15 protein-coding genes are annotated in these 18425 nt (G+C 66.8%); 11 read left to right on the top strand and 4 right to left on the bottom strand.

The genetic code is table 11. The features are described from left to right. The first annotated feature begins 43 nt into the window (after nucleotides 1-43). Nucleotides 44-2011 (top strand): multicopper oxidase family protein, encoded by a 1968-nt coding sequence (locus J2852_RS24860; protein WP_209880872.1) that lies wholly within the window; start codon nucleotides 44-46, stop codon nucleotides 2009-2011. 185 nt (nucleotides 2012-2196) lie between these two features. Here the strand turns inward: J2852_RS24860 and J2852_RS24855 are convergent, their stop codons facing one another. Beyond that, nucleotides 2197-3102 (bottom strand): hypothetical protein, encoded by a 906-nt coding sequence (locus J2852_RS24855; RefSeq protein ID WP_209880871.1) that lies wholly within the window; start codon nucleotides 3100-3102, stop codon nucleotides 2197-2199. Between the two features lie 585 nt (nucleotides 3103-3687). After that, complete coding sequence (locus J2852_RS24850; protein ID WP_209880870.1) at nucleotides 3688-5685, bottom strand: methyl-accepting chemotaxis protein; 1998 nt, start codon at nucleotides 5683-5685, stop codon at nucleotides 3688-3690. A 379-nt stretch (nucleotides 5686-6064) separates the two neighbouring features. On the opposite strand from J2852_RS24850, the gene J2852_RS24845 reads away from it, so the two are divergent. The 3 genes from J2852_RS24845 (at nucleotide 6065) to J2852_RS24835 (ending at nucleotide 8945) form a co-directional block, all read left to right on the top strand. After that, nucleotides 6065-6967, top strand: a complete 903-nt coding sequence (locus J2852_RS24845) for a ParB/RepB/Spo0J family partition protein (RefSeq protein ID WP_209880869.1) — start codon at nucleotides 6065-6067, stop codon at nucleotides 6965-6967. A gap of 96 nt (nucleotides 6968-7063) precedes the next feature. After that, a complete protein-coding gene (locus J2852_RS24840; protein WP_209880867.1) occupies nucleotides 7064-8101 on the top strand; it encodes an AAA family ATPase in 1038 nt (345 codons plus the stop codon). Next, the gene (locus J2852_RS24835; protein ID WP_209880865.1) at nucleotides 8091-8945 is read left to right on the top strand and encodes a ParB/RepB/Spo0J family partition protein; all 855 of its coding nucleotides are present in this window, start codon (nucleotides 8091-8093) and stop codon (nucleotides 8943-8945) included. The genes J2852_RS24840 and J2852_RS24835 overlap by 11 nt, the downstream gene beginning before the upstream one ends. Before the next feature lie 113 nt (nucleotides 8946-9058). On the opposite strand, the gene J2852_RS24830 is transcribed toward J2852_RS24835, so the two are convergent. Further along, nucleotides 9059-9484 carry an OsmC family protein gene (locus tag J2852_RS24830; protein ID WP_209880863.1) on the bottom strand — a complete coding sequence of 142 codons (426 nt, stop codon included), beginning with the start codon at nucleotides 9482-9484 and terminating at the stop codon, nucleotides 9059-9061. Nucleotides 9485-9789: 305 nt separating this feature from the next. Between J2852_RS24830 and J2852_RS32130 the strand changes: the two genes are divergently transcribed. From J2852_RS32130 to J2852_RS24795, 7 genes are all read left to right on the top strand, one after another. Then, nucleotides 9790-10104, top strand: coding sequence for an acyl carrier protein (locus J2852_RS32130; RefSeq protein WP_209880860.1), 315 nt, complete (start codon nucleotides 9790-9792; stop codon nucleotides 10102-10104). Further along, nucleotides 10101-11249 (top strand): acyl-CoA dehydrogenase family protein, encoded by a 1149-nt coding sequence (locus J2852_RS24820; protein WP_209880859.1) that lies wholly within the window; start codon nucleotides 10101-10103, stop codon nucleotides 11247-11249. Before J2852_RS32130 ends, J2852_RS24820 begins: the two co-directional genes overlap by 4 nt. 17 nt (nucleotides 11250-11266) lie before the next feature. Beyond that, the gene (locus tag J2852_RS24815) at nucleotides 11267-12190 is read left to right on the top strand and encodes an amino acid--[acyl-carrier-protein] ligase (RefSeq protein ID WP_209880857.1); all 924 of its coding nucleotides are present in this window, start codon (nucleotides 11267-11269) and stop codon (nucleotides 12188-12190) included. Between the two features lie 5 nt (nucleotides 12191-12195). After that, complete coding sequence (locus tag J2852_RS24810) at nucleotides 12196-13110, top strand: DUF1839 family protein (protein ID WP_209880855.1); 915 nt, start codon at nucleotides 12196-12198, stop codon at nucleotides 13108-13110. Nucleotides 13111-13115: 5 nt separating this feature from the next. Further along, nucleotides 13116-15629 (top strand): glycoside hydrolase family 2 protein, encoded by a 2514-nt coding sequence (locus tag J2852_RS24805; RefSeq protein WP_209880853.1) that lies wholly within the window; start codon nucleotides 13116-13118, stop codon nucleotides 15627-15629. Beyond that, on the top strand, nucleotides 15626-17416 hold the full coding sequence (locus tag J2852_RS24800; RefSeq protein ID WP_209880851.1) for an alpha/beta hydrolase: 1791 nt from the start codon (nucleotides 15626-15628) through the stop codon (nucleotides 17414-17416). Before J2852_RS24805 ends, J2852_RS24800 begins: the two co-directional genes overlap by 4 nt. Before the next feature lie 404 nt (nucleotides 17417-17820). Next, nucleotides 17821-18180 (top strand): recombinase family protein, encoded by a 360-nt coding sequence (locus J2852_RS24795; RefSeq protein WP_343206814.1) that lies wholly within the window; start codon nucleotides 17821-17823, stop codon nucleotides 18178-18180. Between the two features lie 33 nt (nucleotides 18181-18213). Here J2852_RS24795 and J2852_RS31710 read toward each other — a convergent pair. Then, nucleotides 18214-18425, bottom strand: a 212-nt coding sequence (locus tag J2852_RS31710) for a DDE-type integrase/transposase/recombinase (protein WP_246499963.1), incomplete at its 5' end; no start/stop codon positions are given.

Below are 18425 nucleotides of genomic sequence, written 5' to 3'. Positions count from 1 at the left end.
CAGGCGCCCTGCCCTCCACCTTGGCGGACGTGGATTCCGCGGCTTGGTTCTGGGAACCGCCGCCTGCGCCATGCTCGGCGGCGGCAGCGCCTTGGCGCAGACCGCCCAGACCGTGTCCAATCCGCCGGAACTGACCGTGGTGCGCCCGCAGGACGCGGGCAACGTTCAGACGGGCGCGGCGGCGCAGGCCCCGGCCGTGCAGCGGCGCGACGCCCTGCTGGTCCGCCCCTCCCCCACCGCGCGGGAGGCGTTCCTGTCGCTGACGGTGAAGTACACGGACGCGGTGCTGTACAACCCGGCCACCGGCGCCAACGACAAGCTGCGGCTGCGCACCTACAACGACAGCCTGGTCGGCCCGACCGCCCGCGTCCTGCCCGGCGAGACCGTCCGCATCGACGTGAACAACACGCTGCCGCTGGACGAGTGCGTCAACCCGCAGGGCAACCACAACATCCCCAACTGCTTCAACACCACGAACCTGCACGGGCACGGCCTGTGGGTCTCGCCGTCGGGCAACAGCGACAACGTGCTGCTGGAAATCCAGCCGGGCGTCTCGTTCCAGCATGAATACAACATCCCGCCCGACCACCCGGCCGGCACCTTTTGGTACCACCCGCACCGCCACGGCTCGACCGCCATCCAGGTGGGCAGCGGCATGGCCGGCGCCCTGATCGTCATGGGCAACCGCGCGCCGACCGCGAAGGCGAACGGTGAGATCGACAAGACCGGCGACATCGACACCATCCTGCAGACCGCCAACGGTACCGCCTTCACAGAGCGCCTGTTCGTCATGCAGCAGGTCCCCTACGCCTGCTACGACGGCAGCGGGGCCATCAAGAAGGACAAGGATGGCCACTGGACCTGCGACGCCGGTGACGTCGGCGTGGTCAACAACTACGCCCTGTTCGCCCCCGGCGTCTGGGACCAGTCCGGCCGCGCCACCTCCATCAACGGCGTCGTGCAGCCCATCGTCAGCGGTGTTGAGGCCGGCCGCGTGGAGCGCTGGCGTTTCCTGCACGCCGGCGTGCGCGAGACCATCGGCCTGGAGGTCCGCAAGCTGAAGCCTTCCCCCGCCCCGGTCACCGCTTTCACCCGCGCCGAAATGGAAAGCTGGGTGAAGGACAACTGCAACGGCCCGCGCGTCGGCCTGTTCTCCATCGCCCGCGACGGCCTGACCCAGGCCGCGGCGGTGCGCGAGGAGACCATCGTGCACGAGCCGGGCTACCGCACCGACGTGCTGGCCGCCTTCCCGGAGGAGGGTGACTATTGCGTGGTGGATGCGGAGCTGGACACCACCTCCACCATCAACGCGCAGAAGGAAAAGACCAGCCTGCTGGCCTTCGTGCAGGTGCGCGGCGGCAAGCCTTTCTCGGGCGACGGCACCGAACTGGTCCGGGCGGCCCTGCTGGACGGCGCCAAGACCCTGCCGCAGGACGTGCGCGGCACGGTGGAGAACGAGTTGAAGGATCTGTCGCTGGCCGCCTTCGTCCCCCACCCGACCATCACCGCCGCCGAAGTGACCGGCCGCCAGGACCTGATCTTCGGCATCGACGTCACCAGCAGCCCCGCGCGTTTCGGCGTCAACCACCAGCCCTTCGAGCCCGGCCGAGTCGACCGCGCGCTGACGCTGGGCGGCGTGGACGAATGGACGCTGACCTCCACGACGGTGAACGGCGGCCCGATCGGCCATCCCTTCCACATCCACGTCAACCCCTTCCAAGTCGTCCGCATCCTGAACCCCAACGGCGTGGACGTCACCGACCCGAAGGAACTGGCCAAGCTGAAGCCGGAAGAGCGGGAGAAGGAAATCGACTACGCCTTGCTGAAGGGCGTGTGGAAGGACACGCTGTTCGTGAAGTCCAACTACCGGGTCGAGGTGCGGACCCGCTACCGCCGCTACATCGGCGACTTCGTCCTGCACTGCCACATCCTAGACCACGAGGACCAGGGCATGATGCAGTACGTTCGCGTATCCCTGCCCGGCAGCAGCCTGTCGTCCCACGCGCATTGATCGCGGTGTGAAACGACGAAGCCCCCGGCGAGCACTCGCCGGGGGCTTTTTGTTCTTCGGTTTGGAGGAACTGGTTTCGGGGGTGGTACAAGAGAATTCGGCCGCCTTTATGAGTAAAAATCTACTTCAATAGCGAAGGTGCCATGGCGATCCGCGGAAGGAAGCGGGCCTTTCTCCTCTGTAAACTATAGCTTTGGATTTTCTTCGATATCTTCTCGCATCTTTTTTACATTGACGCACATCGTGGTTGTAAATGCTGTTAGAAGAGAAAGCGAAATGCAAGGCATGAAAATGGTTATGTATATGAGTCCTATGGCAAAAGGATCGAATCTCATGCTTTGCATCGTCGATTTTGCTTTCCTACTAATATCAGGTGGATTTTCTATATATTCATACATGGTGTGATGTGCAGACCATGCGAAAAATATTATGATAAATAAGCATGAAATCATAAGTTTTAACAAGGTGTTGAAAATAGTTTTCTTATTTGCATCAATGATCATGCTGTCAACGTTGTAGCCATATTTGGATTTTTCTTTCTTTGCAGCCATAATGGCAACTTCTGAAATATAGATTGCTCCACTCTTCCAGTGCAATATGCCGAAAACAATTGATGATAATGGGCAGAAAAAGAGCGTAAATATGTAAAACCGTTCGATTGATAAGACTGAATTTGCTTCCATTGCGGAGTGAAATTGTCTATTGTGTGTGAAAAACTGAAGGCGTATTGCATCAAATTGGCTGGCTAGTTGCCCGGGGGTAAATAAATTAAAAAATGGATTCTGCACCATGCATGGGCTAGAAAACTCGCGACATGCGATAGTCCAAGAGTATCCGTGAAAAACTCCAGCCGATCCAATGATAATGTAAATAGAAAACGGCATAACCATGAACTTGTACGTGCACGGCATTATGCCGTTCATATTTTTCTTGTGCATATTTTCGTTTGTTTGTCTGCATGTTGTCGCCATGGCATAGCCACAAGCCAATGCCCCAATATACGATCCGGCAACGAAGCCCACCACCGCTCCATAGCATGCCCAAACCGTCTCTTCAGGCGTGAGATGCCAACACTGAGTTCCCTTACCCATCAGGCCAATGCTTTCACGACTTCTTTCAGAAAAGAGAATATTAAAATCAAACCAGCAGATTTTAGAACAATGTATAACTGCGCCGGTTTGTCGCAGTCTTTGCTTGCACGCTCACCTAAAAATGCACGGCGATCAGAACGCTTATGAACGGCTCTGGCTTCCCCTGGCTCTTCGCATGCGTGGTGACGGAAAACGTTCTTTCTTTGTTCTTGGCGTTCGGCTAACCTTTTACCGCTACCACCCGAATTGCATCTGTTTGGAACGCCCGAATGCCGGGCCACGCTGACGCTTGGTCCAACCTACGGGAACCGTACGCCTTCGTAATTGGGCCAACTGAAGGGGGACTCGACGCCCGTTAACCAATGCGACATTCCCTGGAAAAGTGCTGCATTGTGTTGCACTGGTTAACGCGGCTTAACAAAGCGGCCCCTTGTTTGTGCACGACGCGTGCACAACGAACGCATACGAACAGATGGGCGCAAATCGCTGATCGGAAACGGGAAAGCGATAAATACGCCCGTTGTGCGGAAGTGCGCCTGTGCACAATCCGCACAATGGCGCACAAACAGCGGTGCACAGGGCCGCTTACGCCACCAAGCGGCTGCCGAGCGTGCGCTCCAGGCGGTCGAAGCGGCTGTTGAAGTCGGCCTCGTTCATGTCCTCGGTGCGGAAGCGGACATGCAGCAGGTCGTCTTCGTGGCCGATCACGTCGAACGGCACGGGCATCCCCAAGTCGGCCAGAGTTAGCATGCCCTGGCCCAGCAGCGGTGCTGCGGCGTCCGTGCGCAGGGCAGCACCACAGCGCGACAGGTCGACGAGGCGGGCCTGCGTCGACGCCCCGACTCCCACGGTCAGGGTGCAGGCGGCGTCGAGGCGGTAGCGGGGGAAGCGGCGCCGGTCTACTTCGGTCGTCGCCGTGCGGACGACGCGGACCAGCACACGCTTCAGCTCGTCGATGCTGGCGGCCACGCCGCCGGCAACCTGCCGGACCTCGTCGGCGCGCTCGCGGGTGTTGGTCGCCTCGGCCGACACCTCGGCGATGCGGAAGGAGACGGCGGTTGCGGCGGCGGCGGTCTGGTTGACGTTGCGGGCGATCTCGTCGGTGGCGGCGGCCTGCTGCTCCATGGCGGCGGCGATGCCGGCGGCGATCTGGTCGATCTCGCTGATGGTGGCGCCGACGTCCTCCACCGCGTTCACCGCCGCCTGGGTCACCGCCTGGATTTCAGCGATCTGGCGGGTGATCTCCTCGGTCGAGGTGGAGGTCTGGTTGGCGAGGTTCTTGACCTCCGACGCCACGACCGCGAAGCCCCGGCCGGCCTCGCCCGCCCGCGCCGCCTCGATGGTGGCGTTCAGCGCCAGGAGGTTGGTCTGGCTGGCGATGGACTGGATCAGGCCGGTGACCTCGCCGATGCGGCCCACGGCGGACGAGAGCGACTGGATCGTCTCGCCGGTGTGGCGGCTGGCCTCCACCGCCTTGGCGGTCGCGCGGCTCGCCTGGGTGACCTGAAGGCCGATGTCGCGGATCGACGCGGTCAGCTCGTCCGACGCCGAGGCCACGGCCTGGGCGTTGCTGAGCGCCTGTTCGGCCGCCGCCGCCACGTCCTGCGCGTTGGTGCCGACCAGACCGGCGGACTGCGCCATGGCGCCGGCGTTGCTGTCCATCGCCTCGGTCCGTTCGGCGACGCGGCTGACCGCCTCGCGGCTTTCGCGCTCGACCGTCGCGGCCATTTCCTCAAGGGCGCGGCGCTTCTGCTCCTCGCCTTCCAGGCGCTGGCGCTCCTGCTCGGCGCGCAGGCGCTCGGCCTCGACCATGCCATCGCGGAAGACGACCACGGCGCGGGCCATGTTGCCGATCTCGTCCAGGCGGTTGGTGCCGGCGACCTGTGCCGACAGGTTGCCCTGCGACAGAGCGTCCATGACGCGCTTCAGCGCGCTCAGCGGGTCCAGTAGGCCGCGCAGAAGCAGGAAGCCGGGGACCGCCAGCAGCACGGCGAAGCCGATCACGCCGATGGTCGCCAGCCGCATGTTCTCGTCGAAGGACTTGAAGACGGTGGCCTTCTTGATGCCGACATAGACGATCCCGACGACCTGCCCGGTCTTGTCCTTGATGGGGTCGTAGGCGGCGTAATAGTCCTCGCCCAGGATCTTCACCATGCCGCGATAGCTGCTGCCGCGGCCGATCACGGCGTCGTAGGCCGGGCCGGCGTCCAGCTTGGTGCCCACCGCGCGGCTGCCGTCGGGCTTCGCCACGTTGGTGGCGACGCGGGTGTCGCCCTGGAAGATCGTCGCCGTGCCGCCGGTGATCTTCTTGATCTTGTCCACGACCTCGTTGTTGTCGTTCAGCACGAAATTGCCCAGCATCAGCTTGCCGTCGCGCAGGGCGAAGTCGCCGCCCTTTTCCGACAGAGCGCTCCAGGCGATCTCCATGCTGAGCGTCTGCATCTCGACCGCCTGCCGTTCCAGGTCGCGGGAAAGCACCTGCCCGATCACGCCGAGAATGGCGCCGCTCAGCATCAGCATGCCGGCGAAGTTCAGGATGGACACCTTGGTGGAGATGGACAGGCGGGCGATCATGCTTTTCATCGGGCGGACCGGCCTTTGCAATTCGTGATGGCGCGCGGCGCTGGTGAGCCATGCGCCACGAACCGCCTCCCGAACTGGTCGGGCGCGGTCGTGGCGTTCTGGCGGGCGCAATTTCAGATTTTGCTGATAATTTTAATATAATACGGAAGGGTTAGAAACGGTCCCCTTGCCTCAACCCGCAAGGCTCTTTCAAACCGACCTCCGGCGAGCGTCGGGATTGTGGGGCAATTCAATTCTCCTCCCGGCAGATCTTGACTTTATTCCTATAACTTGGCAGTGTTTGGTTGAACTCGGGCGGAATCCGCCCTGCCTTCCCCTATTCAATCGACCCGCAACCGCCGCGTTTCCGCCGGAACCGCGTTCAAGGAAGTGTGCGCCCATGTCAACGATCATGCCAACGATTACGCCTGCGACCATCCTCGCCTTGGACATCGACCGCATCACCCCCCTGCCCGACCACCCGCGTCGGCGGTTCGATCCCACCACCATCGATGCACTCGCGCTGTCCATCGAGCAACATGGTCTGCTCCAGCCGATCCTGGTAAGCGCGCTCGGTGCCGGGCGGTACGGTCTTCTGACCGGCGCGCGACGGCTGGAGGCGCATCGTTTTCTGGGGCGGCGGGCAATCCCGGCGATGCTGGTGGAGGAGCCGGACGCCGGCCGGGCGGGCGAACTGTCGCTGGCCGAAAATATGCAGCGCGAGGGATTGGACGCGCTGGAACTGGCCGAAGCGTTGCGCCGGCTGGCGGAAGAGGACGGCTATGGCCGTGACGATCTCGCCCGGCTGATCGGCCGCAGCCGCACGGTGGTCGGCGACATCCTGAGCCTGAACGGTTTGCCCGAGCGCATCAAGGCGGAATACCCGGCGGTGCGTCGGGCGGTGTCGCGCTCCGTCCTCGTGGAGGTGGCGCGCACGCGGGATCCGGAGGCGCAGGCCGCGCTGTGGGATGCGGCCAAGGCGGGCACCCTGACGGTGCGGGAGGCGCGTCGGCGCCGGCTGAGAGCCGCGGCAGCGGCTCCCGTCACCCTGCCCCGCGTGTTGATGGCCGCGCGCCGCTGCGTGCGCCAGTTCGAGCGCATGGAGACGGCGCCCCGCGACGCCGTGCCGCTGTCCACGACCGACCGCGAGACTCTGCACACCCTGCGCCGCCGCATCGACGCCCTGCTGGCGAATGCGGGCGATAGGCCCGGGCAAACGGTCCGCGATGAAGGTTGTCCCCCGACATCCGTCCTGGACCACCATCACCGCCAACTCACGGGAGTAAATCCTGCTTCCTGCTGAAAAGTGACGAAGGGTGCTGGATTGGCGGTTGCCTCCCTTGACCGACGAAAGACAACCCGGTAGCTTCCCCTCTACCCCTATCGGTGGAGGCACGGCATGGACGGCGACCAGATCCGGGCGCTGCGGGAATCACGCGGGTTGACTCAGGCGGATTTGGCGGCGGCGCTGAACGGAATGACCGGACGCAAGCTGGACAAATCCAAGGTTTCGAAGTGGGAAAGCGGTAAGGAGAAGATTCCGGCCGATGTCGCTGGGCTTCTTCTGATGCTGACGTTGGAACGGCCGCAGGACGCCGCTCCCGGCCGGTGCGTGACCGTGTCGCTGGCGATCCAGAAGGGCGGTACCGCCAAGACGGCGACGAGCCTGTGCCTGTCCTATGTTCTGGCCCGCGCGGGCTACCGGACGCTGCTGATCGACGGCGACAGCCAGGCGAACGCGACCGTCCAAGCCGGCGTGCCGGTCGGTGAGACGGTGGAGCTGACTAAGGCCGATCGCACGCTGTACCACGCCCTGACCGGGAAGGCGCCGGTCGATTCCTGCATCCTGCGGACCGCCTACCCCAACCTTCACCTCCTGCCCTCCAGCATCGCGCTCGCCGTCGCCGAGAAGGAGATGACTCAGGACCAGATCAGCCCCAGCGGCTTCATGCGCCAGATGATCGGGCAAATCCGGGACCGCTACGACTTCGTGGTGATCGACTGCGCCCCTGCCCTGTCGGCGCTGACCATGAACGCGCTGGTCGCGTCGGACTACGTCCTCATTCCGTGCCAGACGGAGGCGCCGGCGATCCTTGGGCTCGACCACCTGAACAACACCCTGCGCGAGGTGCAGCAGCGCGCGAATCCCCGGCTGCAAATCCTCGGCATCGTGCCGACCATGTACAATTCCCGGCTCAGCCAGGACCGTGCCTCGCTGGACGACATCCAACAGGTCTGGGGAGCCTCGATGCACGTGTTCGAGCCGATCCCGCGCGCCACCATCTACTCCCAGGCGGCGGCCAGCCAACGCATTACGGTGGAGGCCGATCCGGGCGCGCCGGGGATCGAGACCTTCGTGGAGATCGCCCGGCGCCTGATCCAGGCCGCCGGCACCGCATCGGAGACCGTTGCATCGGGGAACGTCCATGCCGCCTAAGCTTCAACGCACCACCCGCACGCAGATGATGGCCGGCCCGGCGGGCCGCGAGGCGATTCCGGAGGTCAGCACCAGCCTACACGGCCTGTCCGGCGTGCTGCCCCGTCTGGTCGAGGCCGATGTGGATCGCATCGGCACCAATCCCGACCAGCCGCGCACGGTCTTCGACGAGCAGGCTCTCCGCACGCTGGCGGAATCCATTGAACGGCACGGCCTCCAGCAGCCGATCCTGGTCCGCGAGACGGAGGAATTCGGCCAGTACCGTCTGGTCGCCGGCGAGCGGCGCCTGCGTGCTCACCGCATGCTGGGCCGGTCCACCATCCCGGCGATCATCACGAAAGGGCGGCCGGAGGAAATCGCGCTGATCGAGAACGTCCAGCGCGTCGATCTCGACGCCGTGGACCTCGCGCGCGGGCTGAAGGCGCTGATCGACAACTATGGCTTCTCGCAGGTGGAGGCGGGGGCGGCGGTCGGCCTGTCGGACAGCGAGACCTCGCGCCGGCTGAGCGTGCTCGCCCTGCCCTCCGACATCCTGGCCGAGTATCAGGCGGCACCCGACGCGGTCAGCCGCTCCGCGCTCTACGAACTGGCCGCCGTCGAAGGCGAGAAGGCTCAACGCGCGCTGTGGGCGCAGGCCAAGGACGGCATGACGGTGCGGGAAATGCGCGCGGCCAAGCCCCGGACGCGCCCGAACCTGGAGCCGATGCGCGTGTTGGGCACCAGCCTGAACCGCATCGGAAAGGACATTGAGGCGATGCGTGCCGTTCGCTCCGCCATGGTTTCCGAGCATCACGAGCGGCTTCGCGAGCTGCGCCGTCAGATCGACGATCTGCTGGGAGAGTGAACGGGGCGAGCAAGCGGACTTGCGACGTCGGGAGCAGCCGTTAATTGCACATGCACCCAATATGCAATTACAAGGTGCTTTCGACGTCGCAAGTCGGTCGTTCCGATGCGGGGCTACAGCAGCTTCGCGGTCAGGGAAATCTCGGTGCCGGCCAGCGCCTTCGACACCGGGCAGTTCTTCTTGGCGCCATCAGCCTGCTGCTGGAAAGTGGCATCGTCGATGCCGGGGATCTCGGCATCGCAGTCCAGCTCGATCCGGGTGATGGCGAAGCCCTCCCCCACCTTGTCCAGATGCACGCGCGCCGTGGTGTGAACGCGGGTCGGTGTGTGCCCGGCCTTGGACAGGCCGGCCGACAGCGCCATGGAGAAACAGCCGGCGTGGGCCGCCGCGATCAATTCCTCCGGGTTGGTGCCGGTGCCGTTCTCGAAACGGGACGGGAAGGAATAGGCCCCCTCGAACGCGCCGCTGCCCAGCCGCATGGTGCCCTTCCCCTGGGCCAGATTGCCGCGCCATTCCGCATCCGATTGCCGTATTGCCATGTGAGCCTCCCGGTGTCGTCGAATGGATGATCCGTTGCGGGCAGCAAGCTAGGTCCGGCGGGCCGAATGGCAAAGGTGTTGCCGCGACGGGATGCGCGGGCTGCTCCAAAAGGACGAAAAGCACCTCTTCAAGTATTAAACGCATATTACGCCTGCCTCTCATAAGAGACGCGAGGGATCCCGAAAAGCCGGGTAATCTGGCGAACAAAAATCGTCGATCCGCGTTGTCCCGGCACGTTGTTCCGCGCACAGGGCAAGTTTCCGGTTCGAGAGGCACCGTTCGAGAAAAGGGGGAGGCGAGATTGATGCGTCAGACGGCTTTCCAGCCGGCGGTTGACGGCACCCAGGCTGCGGCCACCGAAACCGTCGCCAGCGAGGATATCCGATCCCTGCTGGGCGACAGCGGGTGGCTGACCGTCGATGTGGGGGAGTTGTCGGATGAGGATGACCTCTACGCCGCCGGCCTGACTTCCCACGGGTCGGTGAACCTGATGCTGGCGCTGGAGGAGCGGTTCGACATCGAGTTTCCCGAACATCTCCTGCGCCGCCGCACCTTCGAAAGCATTACCGCGATCCGCGATGCCGTGTCCGGGATCCTGAGCGGGACATCCGTGCCATGAACGCGCTGCCGTCCTCCGTCGCCGCCATGGTCGCGGAGCACGCGGCTTCCGTGGATCGTGACGCGCGCTTTCCTTCGGAAGCCTTCACCGCGCTGAAACAGGCCCGATTATTGGGCGCCATGGTGCCGCGCGACTATGGCGGGGAGGGTGCCAGCCTGACCGACATGGCCGCCGTGGCGCACGCTCTGGCGCAGGCCTGCCCGTCCACCGGGCTGATCTTCGCCATGCACCAGATCCAGGTCGCCTGCGTCGTCCGGCACGGGCAGGGCAGCGCGTGGCACCGCGACCTGCTGGCGCGGCTGGCGTCGGACCAGTTGCTGCTCGCGTCGGCGACGACGGAGGCCGGCATCGGCGGCGACGTGCGCTCCAGCTCCTGCGCGGTGGAGGGCGAGGGCGAGCGCTTCCGGCTGGAGAAGCAGGCGACGGTCATTTCCTACGGTGCCGAGGCCGACGCCATCTTGGTCACCGCGCGCCGCGCGCCGGACGCGCCGGCGTCGGACCAGATCATCGTGCCGCTGCTGCGCGACCAGTTCCGCCTGGAGGAGATCGGCGGCTGGGACACGCTGGGCATGCGCGGCACCCGCAGCATCGGCTACCATCTGCGGGCGGAAGCGTCGCGGGCGCAGATCATGCCCCTGCCCTACGCCGACATTTCCGCCCAGACCATGCTGCCGGTCACGCACATCCTGTGGGCCAGCGTCTGGCTGGGCATCGCCACGGACGCCGTCGCCCGCGCCGGCGCCTTCGTCCGGGCGGAGGCGCGCAAGCGCCCCGGCACCCAGCCGCCCGGCGCGCGGCGGCTGGCCGAACTGACCGCCCTGCACCAGACCATGCGAGGCGCCGTGCGCGGCGCCATCGACCGGTTCGACGAGGCGGCCGACAGCCCCGACCGACTGACCTCCATGGGCTTCGCGGTCGCCATGAATGCGCTGAAGATGCAGGCTGCGGAGATGGTGGTGCGCATCGTTGAGCAGGCGATGCTGGTCGCCGGCCTGTCGTCCTACCGCAACGATGGCCCCTACAGCCTGTGCCGCCATCTGCGCGACGCCCATTCGGCGCCGCTGATGATCAGCAACGACCGGATCCTCGGCAACACGGCGAACCTGCTGCTGGCGCACAAGGATAACGCCTCGCTTTTCGGGTGAACCCTTCGTGGAAGACCATGGACACGTACTCTAGCGATGCGCACACCGAATTCCGCGACGCGCTGATCGCGGCCGGTCTTCTCATCCCCACCGGCGTGGACGGGCTGTACGGCCGCAGCGGCGTCTTCGAAGACGTGGTGGAGCGGTTCAACGACCTGATTTCCGCCTGCGGGCGGGGGGATGGGGCGGAGGTCATGCGCTTCCCCCCGGCGCTGGCCCGGTCGCATTTCGAGCGCAGCGAGTATCTGAAGAGCTTCCCGCATCTGGCCGGCACCGTGCACAGCTTCATGGGCGACGAGCGCGCTCACCAGTCGATGCTGCGCCGGCTGGAGGAGGGGGAGGACTGGGCCGACGGCCAGATGGCGACCAACGTCGTCATGACCCCCGCCGCCTGCTACCCCATCTATCCCACAGTCGCGGAGCGCGGCCCGCTGGGCGCGGACGGCGCGCTGGTGGATGTCTATTCCTACTGCTTCCGGCATGAACCGTCGCTGGACCCGGCGCGCATGCAGCTGTTCCGCATGCGGGAATACGTGCGAGTTGGCACGCCAGACCAAGTAATGGACTTCCGCCAGGGCTGGCTGGAGCGGGGCAGGGCGTTAATGGAATCGCTGGCCCTGCCGGTCGCCATCGACCTCGCCAACGATCCGTTCTTCGGGCGGGCCGGGCGGATGCTGTCGGCCAACCAGCGCGACCAGGGGTTGAAGTTCGAGCTGCTGATCCCCATCGCCTCGGCCGAGAAACCGACCGCCTGCCTCAGCTTCAACTACCACCAGGATCATTTCGGCCTGCTGTGGGACATCCGCACACCGGACGGCGAGGTCGCGTATACCGCCTGCGTCGGCTTCGGGATGGAGCGCGTGGCGCTGGCGCTGTTCCGCCATCATGGCTTGGACGTGAAGGCCTGGCCGGCCTCGGTGCGCGCCGCGCTCTGGGGGTGACGACGATGCACGCGCTGCACGCGCCCGACCGCGCTTGGCCCGACCGTGTATGGGTTGAGACCAACTGCTACACCGACCTGTGGATCGAACTGCTGCACGCGCTGGAGTTCGATCCGCTGGCGATGCTGCCCTTCACTGTGGCGCAGGATTTCGAAGGTGACCAGTTCACCTTCTTCAAGCCACCGCCGGAGGATCTGCGCACCCTCTACGGGCTGGAGGTTCAGGAACTCGCCCTCTACGACCGGGTGGAGGCGCACGCGGCGGTTCAGCTGCGCCGGGGCCGGCCGGTGCTGGTGGAGGTGGACGGCTTCCACCTGCCGGACACGAGGGGCACCTCCTACCGCAGCCAGCACGTCAAGACGACCATCGCGATCCTGGGGCTGGACGAGGGGGCAAAGCGCCTCGACTACATCCACAACGCCGGCCGCTTCACGCTGGAGGGGGAGGATTACGAGGGCCTGTTCGCGCCGCCGTTCCTGTTCCCCTACGTCGAGTTCGTGAAGCGCAGCGCCCCGGCCCTGGAGGGCAGGGCGCTGACGGACGCCTCCATCGGCCTGTTGCGCCATCACCTGCGCCGCCGCCCGGCGGAAAACCCCGTCACCGCCTACCGCGCCGCCTTCCCGGAGCATCGCGCCGCACTGGCCGCCCGGCCCATGGACTATTTCCACCTCTACGCCTTCAACACACTGCGCCAGCTCGGCGCGAATTTCGAGCTGCTGGGCCGCCATGTCCGCTGGATCGACGGCCCGGCGGAGGCGGCGGAAGCCTGTGACCGGCTGGCGGGTTTGGCCAAGGCGTTGCAGTTCCAGCTCGCCCGCGCGGTGCACCGGGGCCGCTTCGGCGACGACACGGCTCTGCTGGACGCGATGGAAGCCGCCTATGAGACGGCCATCGGCGCGCTGACCCGGCGCTATGGGTGACGCGCATGGCGCGGATCGTTTCCGTCACCGGCCGAACCATGACGCCCCTGACCGAGGGGTGGGAGATGTGCGTGGCGGGAGAGGAAATCCGCCCCTCTCCCGCGCAGCGGGGGAGGGAGGGACCCACGCGCCAGCGTGGGGGGGAGGGGGCCGCCGACGATTGGCTCCCCGCCCCCGTCCCCGGCACCGCCGCCCAGGCGCTACGGGCCGCCGGCCTCTGGTCGCCGGACGATCCCGCGCCGCTGCACGGCCGCGACATTTGGTACCGCACCCGCCTGACCGGCGAGGGGCCGCGCACCTTGCGTTTCCATGGTCTCGCCACGCTGGCCGAGGTCTGGCTGGACGGTGAGCGCATCCTGACCTCCGACAGCATGTTCCTGGCGCACGAGCTCCCCATCACCCTGCGCGGCGAGCACACGCTGACCATAGCCTTCCGCGCCCTCGGCCCCGTCCTCAAGACGCAGCGCGGCCGGGGGCGCTGGCGCGTGCGGTTGGCCGAGCCGGCGGGCTTGCGGAGCGTCCGCACCACGCTGCTCGGCCACATGCCCGGCTGGTGCCCGCCCGTCCACGCGGTCGGCCCCTGGCGCCCCATTGAACTGATCGAGGAAACCGGCCCGCTCCGGGTCCGCTCCGCCGATCTCCGCGCGACGCTCGACGGCAAGGACGGCCTTTTGACGCTCGACCTGTCGGTGGAGTGGACCGGTGCCGCCCGCCCGCCCGCCTTCGTGGCGGTGGGGGAGGCCACCGCACCCCTGGCCTGGACCGGCGCGACCACCCTGCGCGGCCACATCCGCATCCCCGACGTGGAGCCCTGGTGGCCGCACACCCACGGCAACCCGACCCTGTATCCCGTGCACGCCGGCATCGGCGGGGAGCGCATCGACCTCGGCCGCACCGGCTTTCACCGTATCGAACGGGAGGGCGGCGAACTGGAGGAGAGCGACGGCTTCGCGCTGCGCGTCAACGGGGAGCGGATTTTCTGCCGGGGCGCCTGCTGGAGCAGCCCGGACATCGTCGCCCTGCCGTCGTCGCGCGACGCCTACGCCCCGTGGCTGGCGCTGGCGCGGCAGGCCGGCATGAACATGCTGCGCGTCCCCGGTATCACCGCCTACGAGGCCGACGCCTTTTTCGAGCTGTGCGACGAGCTGGGGATCCTGGTCTGGCAGGACTTCATGTTCGCCAACTTCGATTACCCCACGGACGAGGGCTTTCTGAACGCTGTGCGTCTGGAGGCGGCGCAGTTCCTCGACCGCACCCAGGCGTCGCCCAGTCTCGCCGTGTTGTGCGGCGGCAGCGAGGCGGAGCAGCAGGCGGCCATGCTGGGCCTTCCCCGCGCCGCCTGGACCCAGCCGGTCTTCGACACCGCCTTGCGGGAGGAGGCTGCGCGCCTGCGGCCCGATCTGCCCTACGTCGCCAATTCTCCGACCGGCGGCGCATTGCCCTTCATCGCCAACGCGGGCGTGACCCATTATTATGGCGTCGGCGCCTACATGAAGCCGCTGGAGGACGCCCGCCGGGCCGAGGTGCGCTTTGCCTCGGAATGCTTGGCCTTCGCCAACATGCCCGATGCCCGCGCGCTGTCCGGCGTTCCCGCCGTGCACGATCCCCGCTGGAAGGCCCGCGTGCCCCGCGACCCCGGCGCGCCCTGGGATTTCGAGGACGTGCGCGACCACTACCTGCACCGTCTGTACGCCGTCGATCCGGCCAGCCTGCGCTATGAGGATCCCGACCGCTACCGCCGCCTGTCCCGCGCGGTGAGCGGGGAGGTGATGGAAGCGGTATTCGCCGAATGGCGGCGGGCGGGCTCCACCTGCTGGGGCGGGTTGGTCTGGATGTTCCAGGATCTGTGGCCGGGCGCCGGCTGGGGCGTGGTGGATTCCTCCGGCGCGCCGAAGGCGGCGTGGCACGCCCTGAAGCGCGCCTTCTGCCCGGTGCGGATTCTGCTGACCGACGAAGGCGTCAATGGGCTGGCCGTCCACCTCGTCAACGAGACGCCGCGCATGGTCGAGGCCATTGTGACTCTCACATGCCTGCATGCGGGCGAAACGCCGGTTATGACGGCGGAACGGGCCGTGACCCTGCCGCCGCGCAGCGTCCGCGAACATTCGGCGGCGGCGCTGTTCGATCGCTTCTTCGACACGACCTACAGCCACCGCTTTGGACCGCCGGCCCACGACGCGACCGTGGCGACCCTGACCGCCGCCGCGACCGGCGCGCCTCTGGCCGACGCCGTCCATTTCCCGCAATTCCACCGGATGGAGCGCGCCGATCTGGGCCTGATCGCCAAGACCGACAGGGCAGGGGAGGGCTGGACCCTGACCCTGCGCAGCCGCCGGCTCGCCCGCTCCGTCCACATCGAGGATGACGCCTTCCGCGCGGAGGACGACTGGTTCCACCTGCCGCCGGGCGTCGAGCGCACCGTGCGCCTGATCCCGCGCGGTCGCGCGGATAAGATCCCTAATGGCGAAATCCACGCGATCAACGCCTGTGCACCGGTGCGTTTCCGGGGGGTGGCATGACGCCCGTCGTCTTCGAGGACTGCTTCGGATGGCTGCACCCCGCCGCCGGGCGGCGCGGCGTGGTTCTGTGCGCCCCCTACGGGAACGAGGCGCTGACCACCCACCGCGCGTGGCGCGCCTTTGCCGAGCGGCTGGCCGAGGCCGGGTTGCCGACCTTGCGCTTCGACTATCCCGGAACCGGCGATTCCGTCGGCGACGAGGAGGACCCGGACCGCTTGCGCGCCTGGATTGACGGCATCCACGTCGCCGTGCGCTTCCTGCGCGCCAACACGGGCGTGGAGGAGGTCGCGCTGGTCGGGCTGCGCCTCGGCGCGCTGCTCGCCACCGTGGCGGCGCAAGAGGCGAGGGGAGTGAACGCGCTGGTCCTGCTTGCCCCCTGCCTGTCGGGGCGCAGCTTCGTCCAGGAACTCCGCGCCATGTCGCTGCTGTCGGCCCCGCCCGAGGGCGCGCCGCCCGCCGTCACGGAGGAGGGCATCGACAACGGCGGCTTCCGCCTGACGGCCGAAACGATGTCGGCGCTGCAACGGCTCGACCTGCTGGCCTTGACGGAGCCGCCGGCCCCGCGCGTCCTGCTGTTCGACCGGCCCGACGCGCGCGGAGCCGGCCGGTTGCGTGACCATATCCGCAAGCTGGGCGTGGACCTGCGGGAGGAGCCGTTCCCCGACTTCGCCCAACTGATGAGCAACGTGCAGCGCGCCACCGGCCCCTGCGAGACCCTGGAGCGTGCGACGGCGTGGCTGAAGGAGGGCGCGCCGGCCGGGAATGTCCCGCAGGCCCCCGGCCCCGGCGCGTCGCTCGCCCTCCCGGGAGCCATGGAGCATCCGGTGCGGTTCGGTCCCACCGAAGAGCTGTTCGGCGTCCTGTGCGAACCGGCCGATCCGGCTGACCGGCGCGACCGGCCGGCGGTGCTGCTGCTGAACAGCGGAGCGACCTGCCATGTGGGGTCCGGCCGCATGTCGGTGCGGCTGGCGCGGCGACTGGCGGCGCGCGGCTACGCCTCGCTGCGCATCGATCTGGCCGGGCTGGGTGACAGCGGGTCGCGAACCGGCCGCGCCGACAATCTCATTTATTGCCAGGAGGCCGTATCCGATGTGCGGGCGGCACTCGATTGGCTGGAGGCGAGGGGGTACCGGCGTTGTGTCGTGGTGGGCCTGTGCGCCGGGGCGGCGACCGCGCTGCACGGCGCGCTCGCCGACGCACGGATCGTCGGGCAGGCGCTGATCAATCCCGGACGCTACGTTCTTGGCGATGGGGTCACGTCGGAGGCAGTCACCGGCACGGCGATCAAGCCGATGGCGGCCTATCTCCCCCGCCTTGCTGACCGGGCGACGTGGCGGGCCATCCTGCGCAAGGACCGCAAGGCCGCCCGCGTGGCCCATGGCCTCACGAAACGGATTGTTCAGCGCGTGCGCATCAAGGCGGGTCGCGTGCGGGCCTGGATGACCGGGCGGGGCTACGCCACCGACGACGTAGCGCACTGGTTCCACCGGCTGTCGGAGCGGGGCGTGCACACGCTGCTGGTCCATGGCGCCGACGATGTCACGCTGGGCGAATTCGAAACGCATTTCGGCCGCGACGGCGGGCCTCTGCGCGGCATACGCAATCTGCGGATGGAACGCATTGCCGGCGCCGATCACAGCTTGACCATCGGCCCGGCGCGTGATCGTTTTGCAAGTCTGCTCGACGAGCATCTTGAGGCCATCGATGCCGCCACGGCGCAGACGATGGCGCGCAACGGCGCCACGATGATACCGAAGCGCGCCTTCGCTTCCGGGACGGAGGGGTAGGGGAGGCGCCCCCCTCAGCCGCTCTGTCTGTCGCTGTCGGGCAGATCGGTTTAGAAGCCTGTTTGCTGCGGCCTGCGCCCTTGCCCCGTGGCCGTTTTGCAGAGCGGATCCGTTTAGAAGAGAGCGGATCCGTTTAGAACCGGGCCATTTCGCCGCCTTCAGCGGCTTCCGCCCGGCGCGATCAACGCCCAAGATGCTGGTGCTCACGGCGACATTGCCCCGGCCCTGCCGGCGATCGTTGGCCTTTTGTCGCGCGTTGGGAGCCGGCTGGCCGGGACACCGTGGTCGGCAGGCCCCCGCTCCGGACCCTGCCTCCAGGATCATCCGGGTGGATGAGAGCTACAGATATTCTGTACAAAGGTGGCGGGCGGACGTTTTCCCGCCCGAACCGTCCAGGAATCCCCATGGCCCTCGTCGCCTATGCCCGCGTCTCCACCGAGGAGCAGTCCACGGACTCGCAGCTGCTCGCCCTGCGCCAAGCGGGCTGTTCCATCATCTTTGAGGAGCACGCCTCCGGCGGCGACCGCGACCGCCCGGTGCTCGCCAAGGCGCTCGCCAGCCTGAAGCGGGGCGACACGCTGGTGGTGGCGCGCATCGACCGGCTGGCGCGCTCCCTCTTCCACTTGCTGGAGGTGATCGACGGCCTGGGGCAGCGCGGGATCGCCTTCAAGTCGCTGGGCGATCCGATCAACACCACCAGCCTGCAGGGACGCTTTGCCCTGCAAGTTCTCGGTGCCGCGGCCGGGCTCCGTTGCAAAGTTTGATGGCGGGCGCGGAGAGCCGCGGAGGCAGCGTCTTCAGGCGGCCGTCCCGAACAGGCTGGCGATGAAGGTCGCCTGGGTGGGCATGTCGTTGGCGGGAATGGCCGTGACCTGCCCCTTGCGCACCATCGCCAGGCTCTCGTAGCCGGCGATCGTCCGGCGCGCCGTGTGGAAGCTCTTGAACCCGAGCCCCGGCCGGACCAGCCGCTTGATGCGTCGATGATCCTGTTCAACGATATTATTCAGGT

Source organism: Azospirillum soli (assembly GCF_017876165.1).
Lineage (GTDB): Bacteria > Pseudomonadota > Alphaproteobacteria > Azospirillales > Azospirillaceae > Azospirillum > Azospirillum soli.
This window is presented reverse-complemented; position numbering and strand designations above follow the sequence as displayed.

What these genes read in the sequence shown, in the direction of transcription:
- J2852_RS24855 (WP_209880871.1), bottom strand. Translation starts at nt 3,102, where the DNA reads ATGGGTAAGGGAACTCAGTGTTGGCATCTCACGCCTGAAGAGACGGTT.
- J2852_RS24850 (WP_209880870.1), bottom strand. Translation starts at nt 5,685, where the DNA reads ATGAAAAGCATGATCGCCCGCCTGTCCATCTCCACCAAGGTGTCCATC.
- J2852_RS24845 (WP_209880869.1), top strand. Translation starts at nt 6,065, where the DNA reads ATGTCAACGATCATGCCAACGATTACGCCTGCGACCATCCTCGCCTTG.
- J2852_RS24840 (WP_209880867.1), top strand. Translation starts at nt 7,064, where the DNA reads ATGGACGGCGACCAGATCCGGGCGCTGCGGGAATCACGCGGGTTGACT.
- J2852_RS24835 (WP_209880865.1), top strand. Translation starts at nt 8,091, where the DNA reads ATGCCGCCTAAGCTTCAACGCACCACCCGCACGCAGATGATGGCCGGC.
- J2852_RS24830 (WP_209880863.1), bottom strand. Translation starts at nt 9,484, where the DNA reads ATGGCAATACGGCAATCGGATGCGGAATGGCGCGGCAATCTGGCCCAG.
- J2852_RS32130 (WP_209880860.1), top strand. Translation starts at nt 9,790, where the DNA reads ATGCGTCAGACGGCTTTCCAGCCGGCGGTTGACGGCACCCAGGCTGCG.
- J2852_RS24820 (WP_209880859.1), top strand. Translation starts at nt 10,101, where the DNA reads ATGAACGCGCTGCCGTCCTCCGTCGCCGCCATGGTCGCGGAGCACGCG.
- J2852_RS24815 (WP_209880857.1), top strand. Translation starts at nt 11,267, where the DNA reads ATGGACACGTACTCTAGCGATGCGCACACCGAATTCCGCGACGCGCTG.
- J2852_RS24810 (WP_209880855.1), top strand. Translation starts at nt 12,196, where the DNA reads ATGCACGCGCTGCACGCGCCCGACCGCGCTTGGCCCGACCGTGTATGG.
- J2852_RS24805 (WP_209880853.1), top strand. Translation starts at nt 13,116, where the DNA reads ATGGCGCGGATCGTTTCCGTCACCGGCCGAACCATGACGCCCCTGACC.
- J2852_RS24800 (WP_209880851.1), top strand. Translation starts at nt 15,626, where the DNA reads ATGACGCCCGTCGTCTTCGAGGACTGCTTCGGATGGCTGCACCCCGCC.
- J2852_RS24795 (WP_343206814.1), top strand. Translation starts at nt 17,821, where the DNA reads ATGGCCCTCGTCGCCTATGCCCGCGTCTCCACCGAGGAGCAGTCCACG.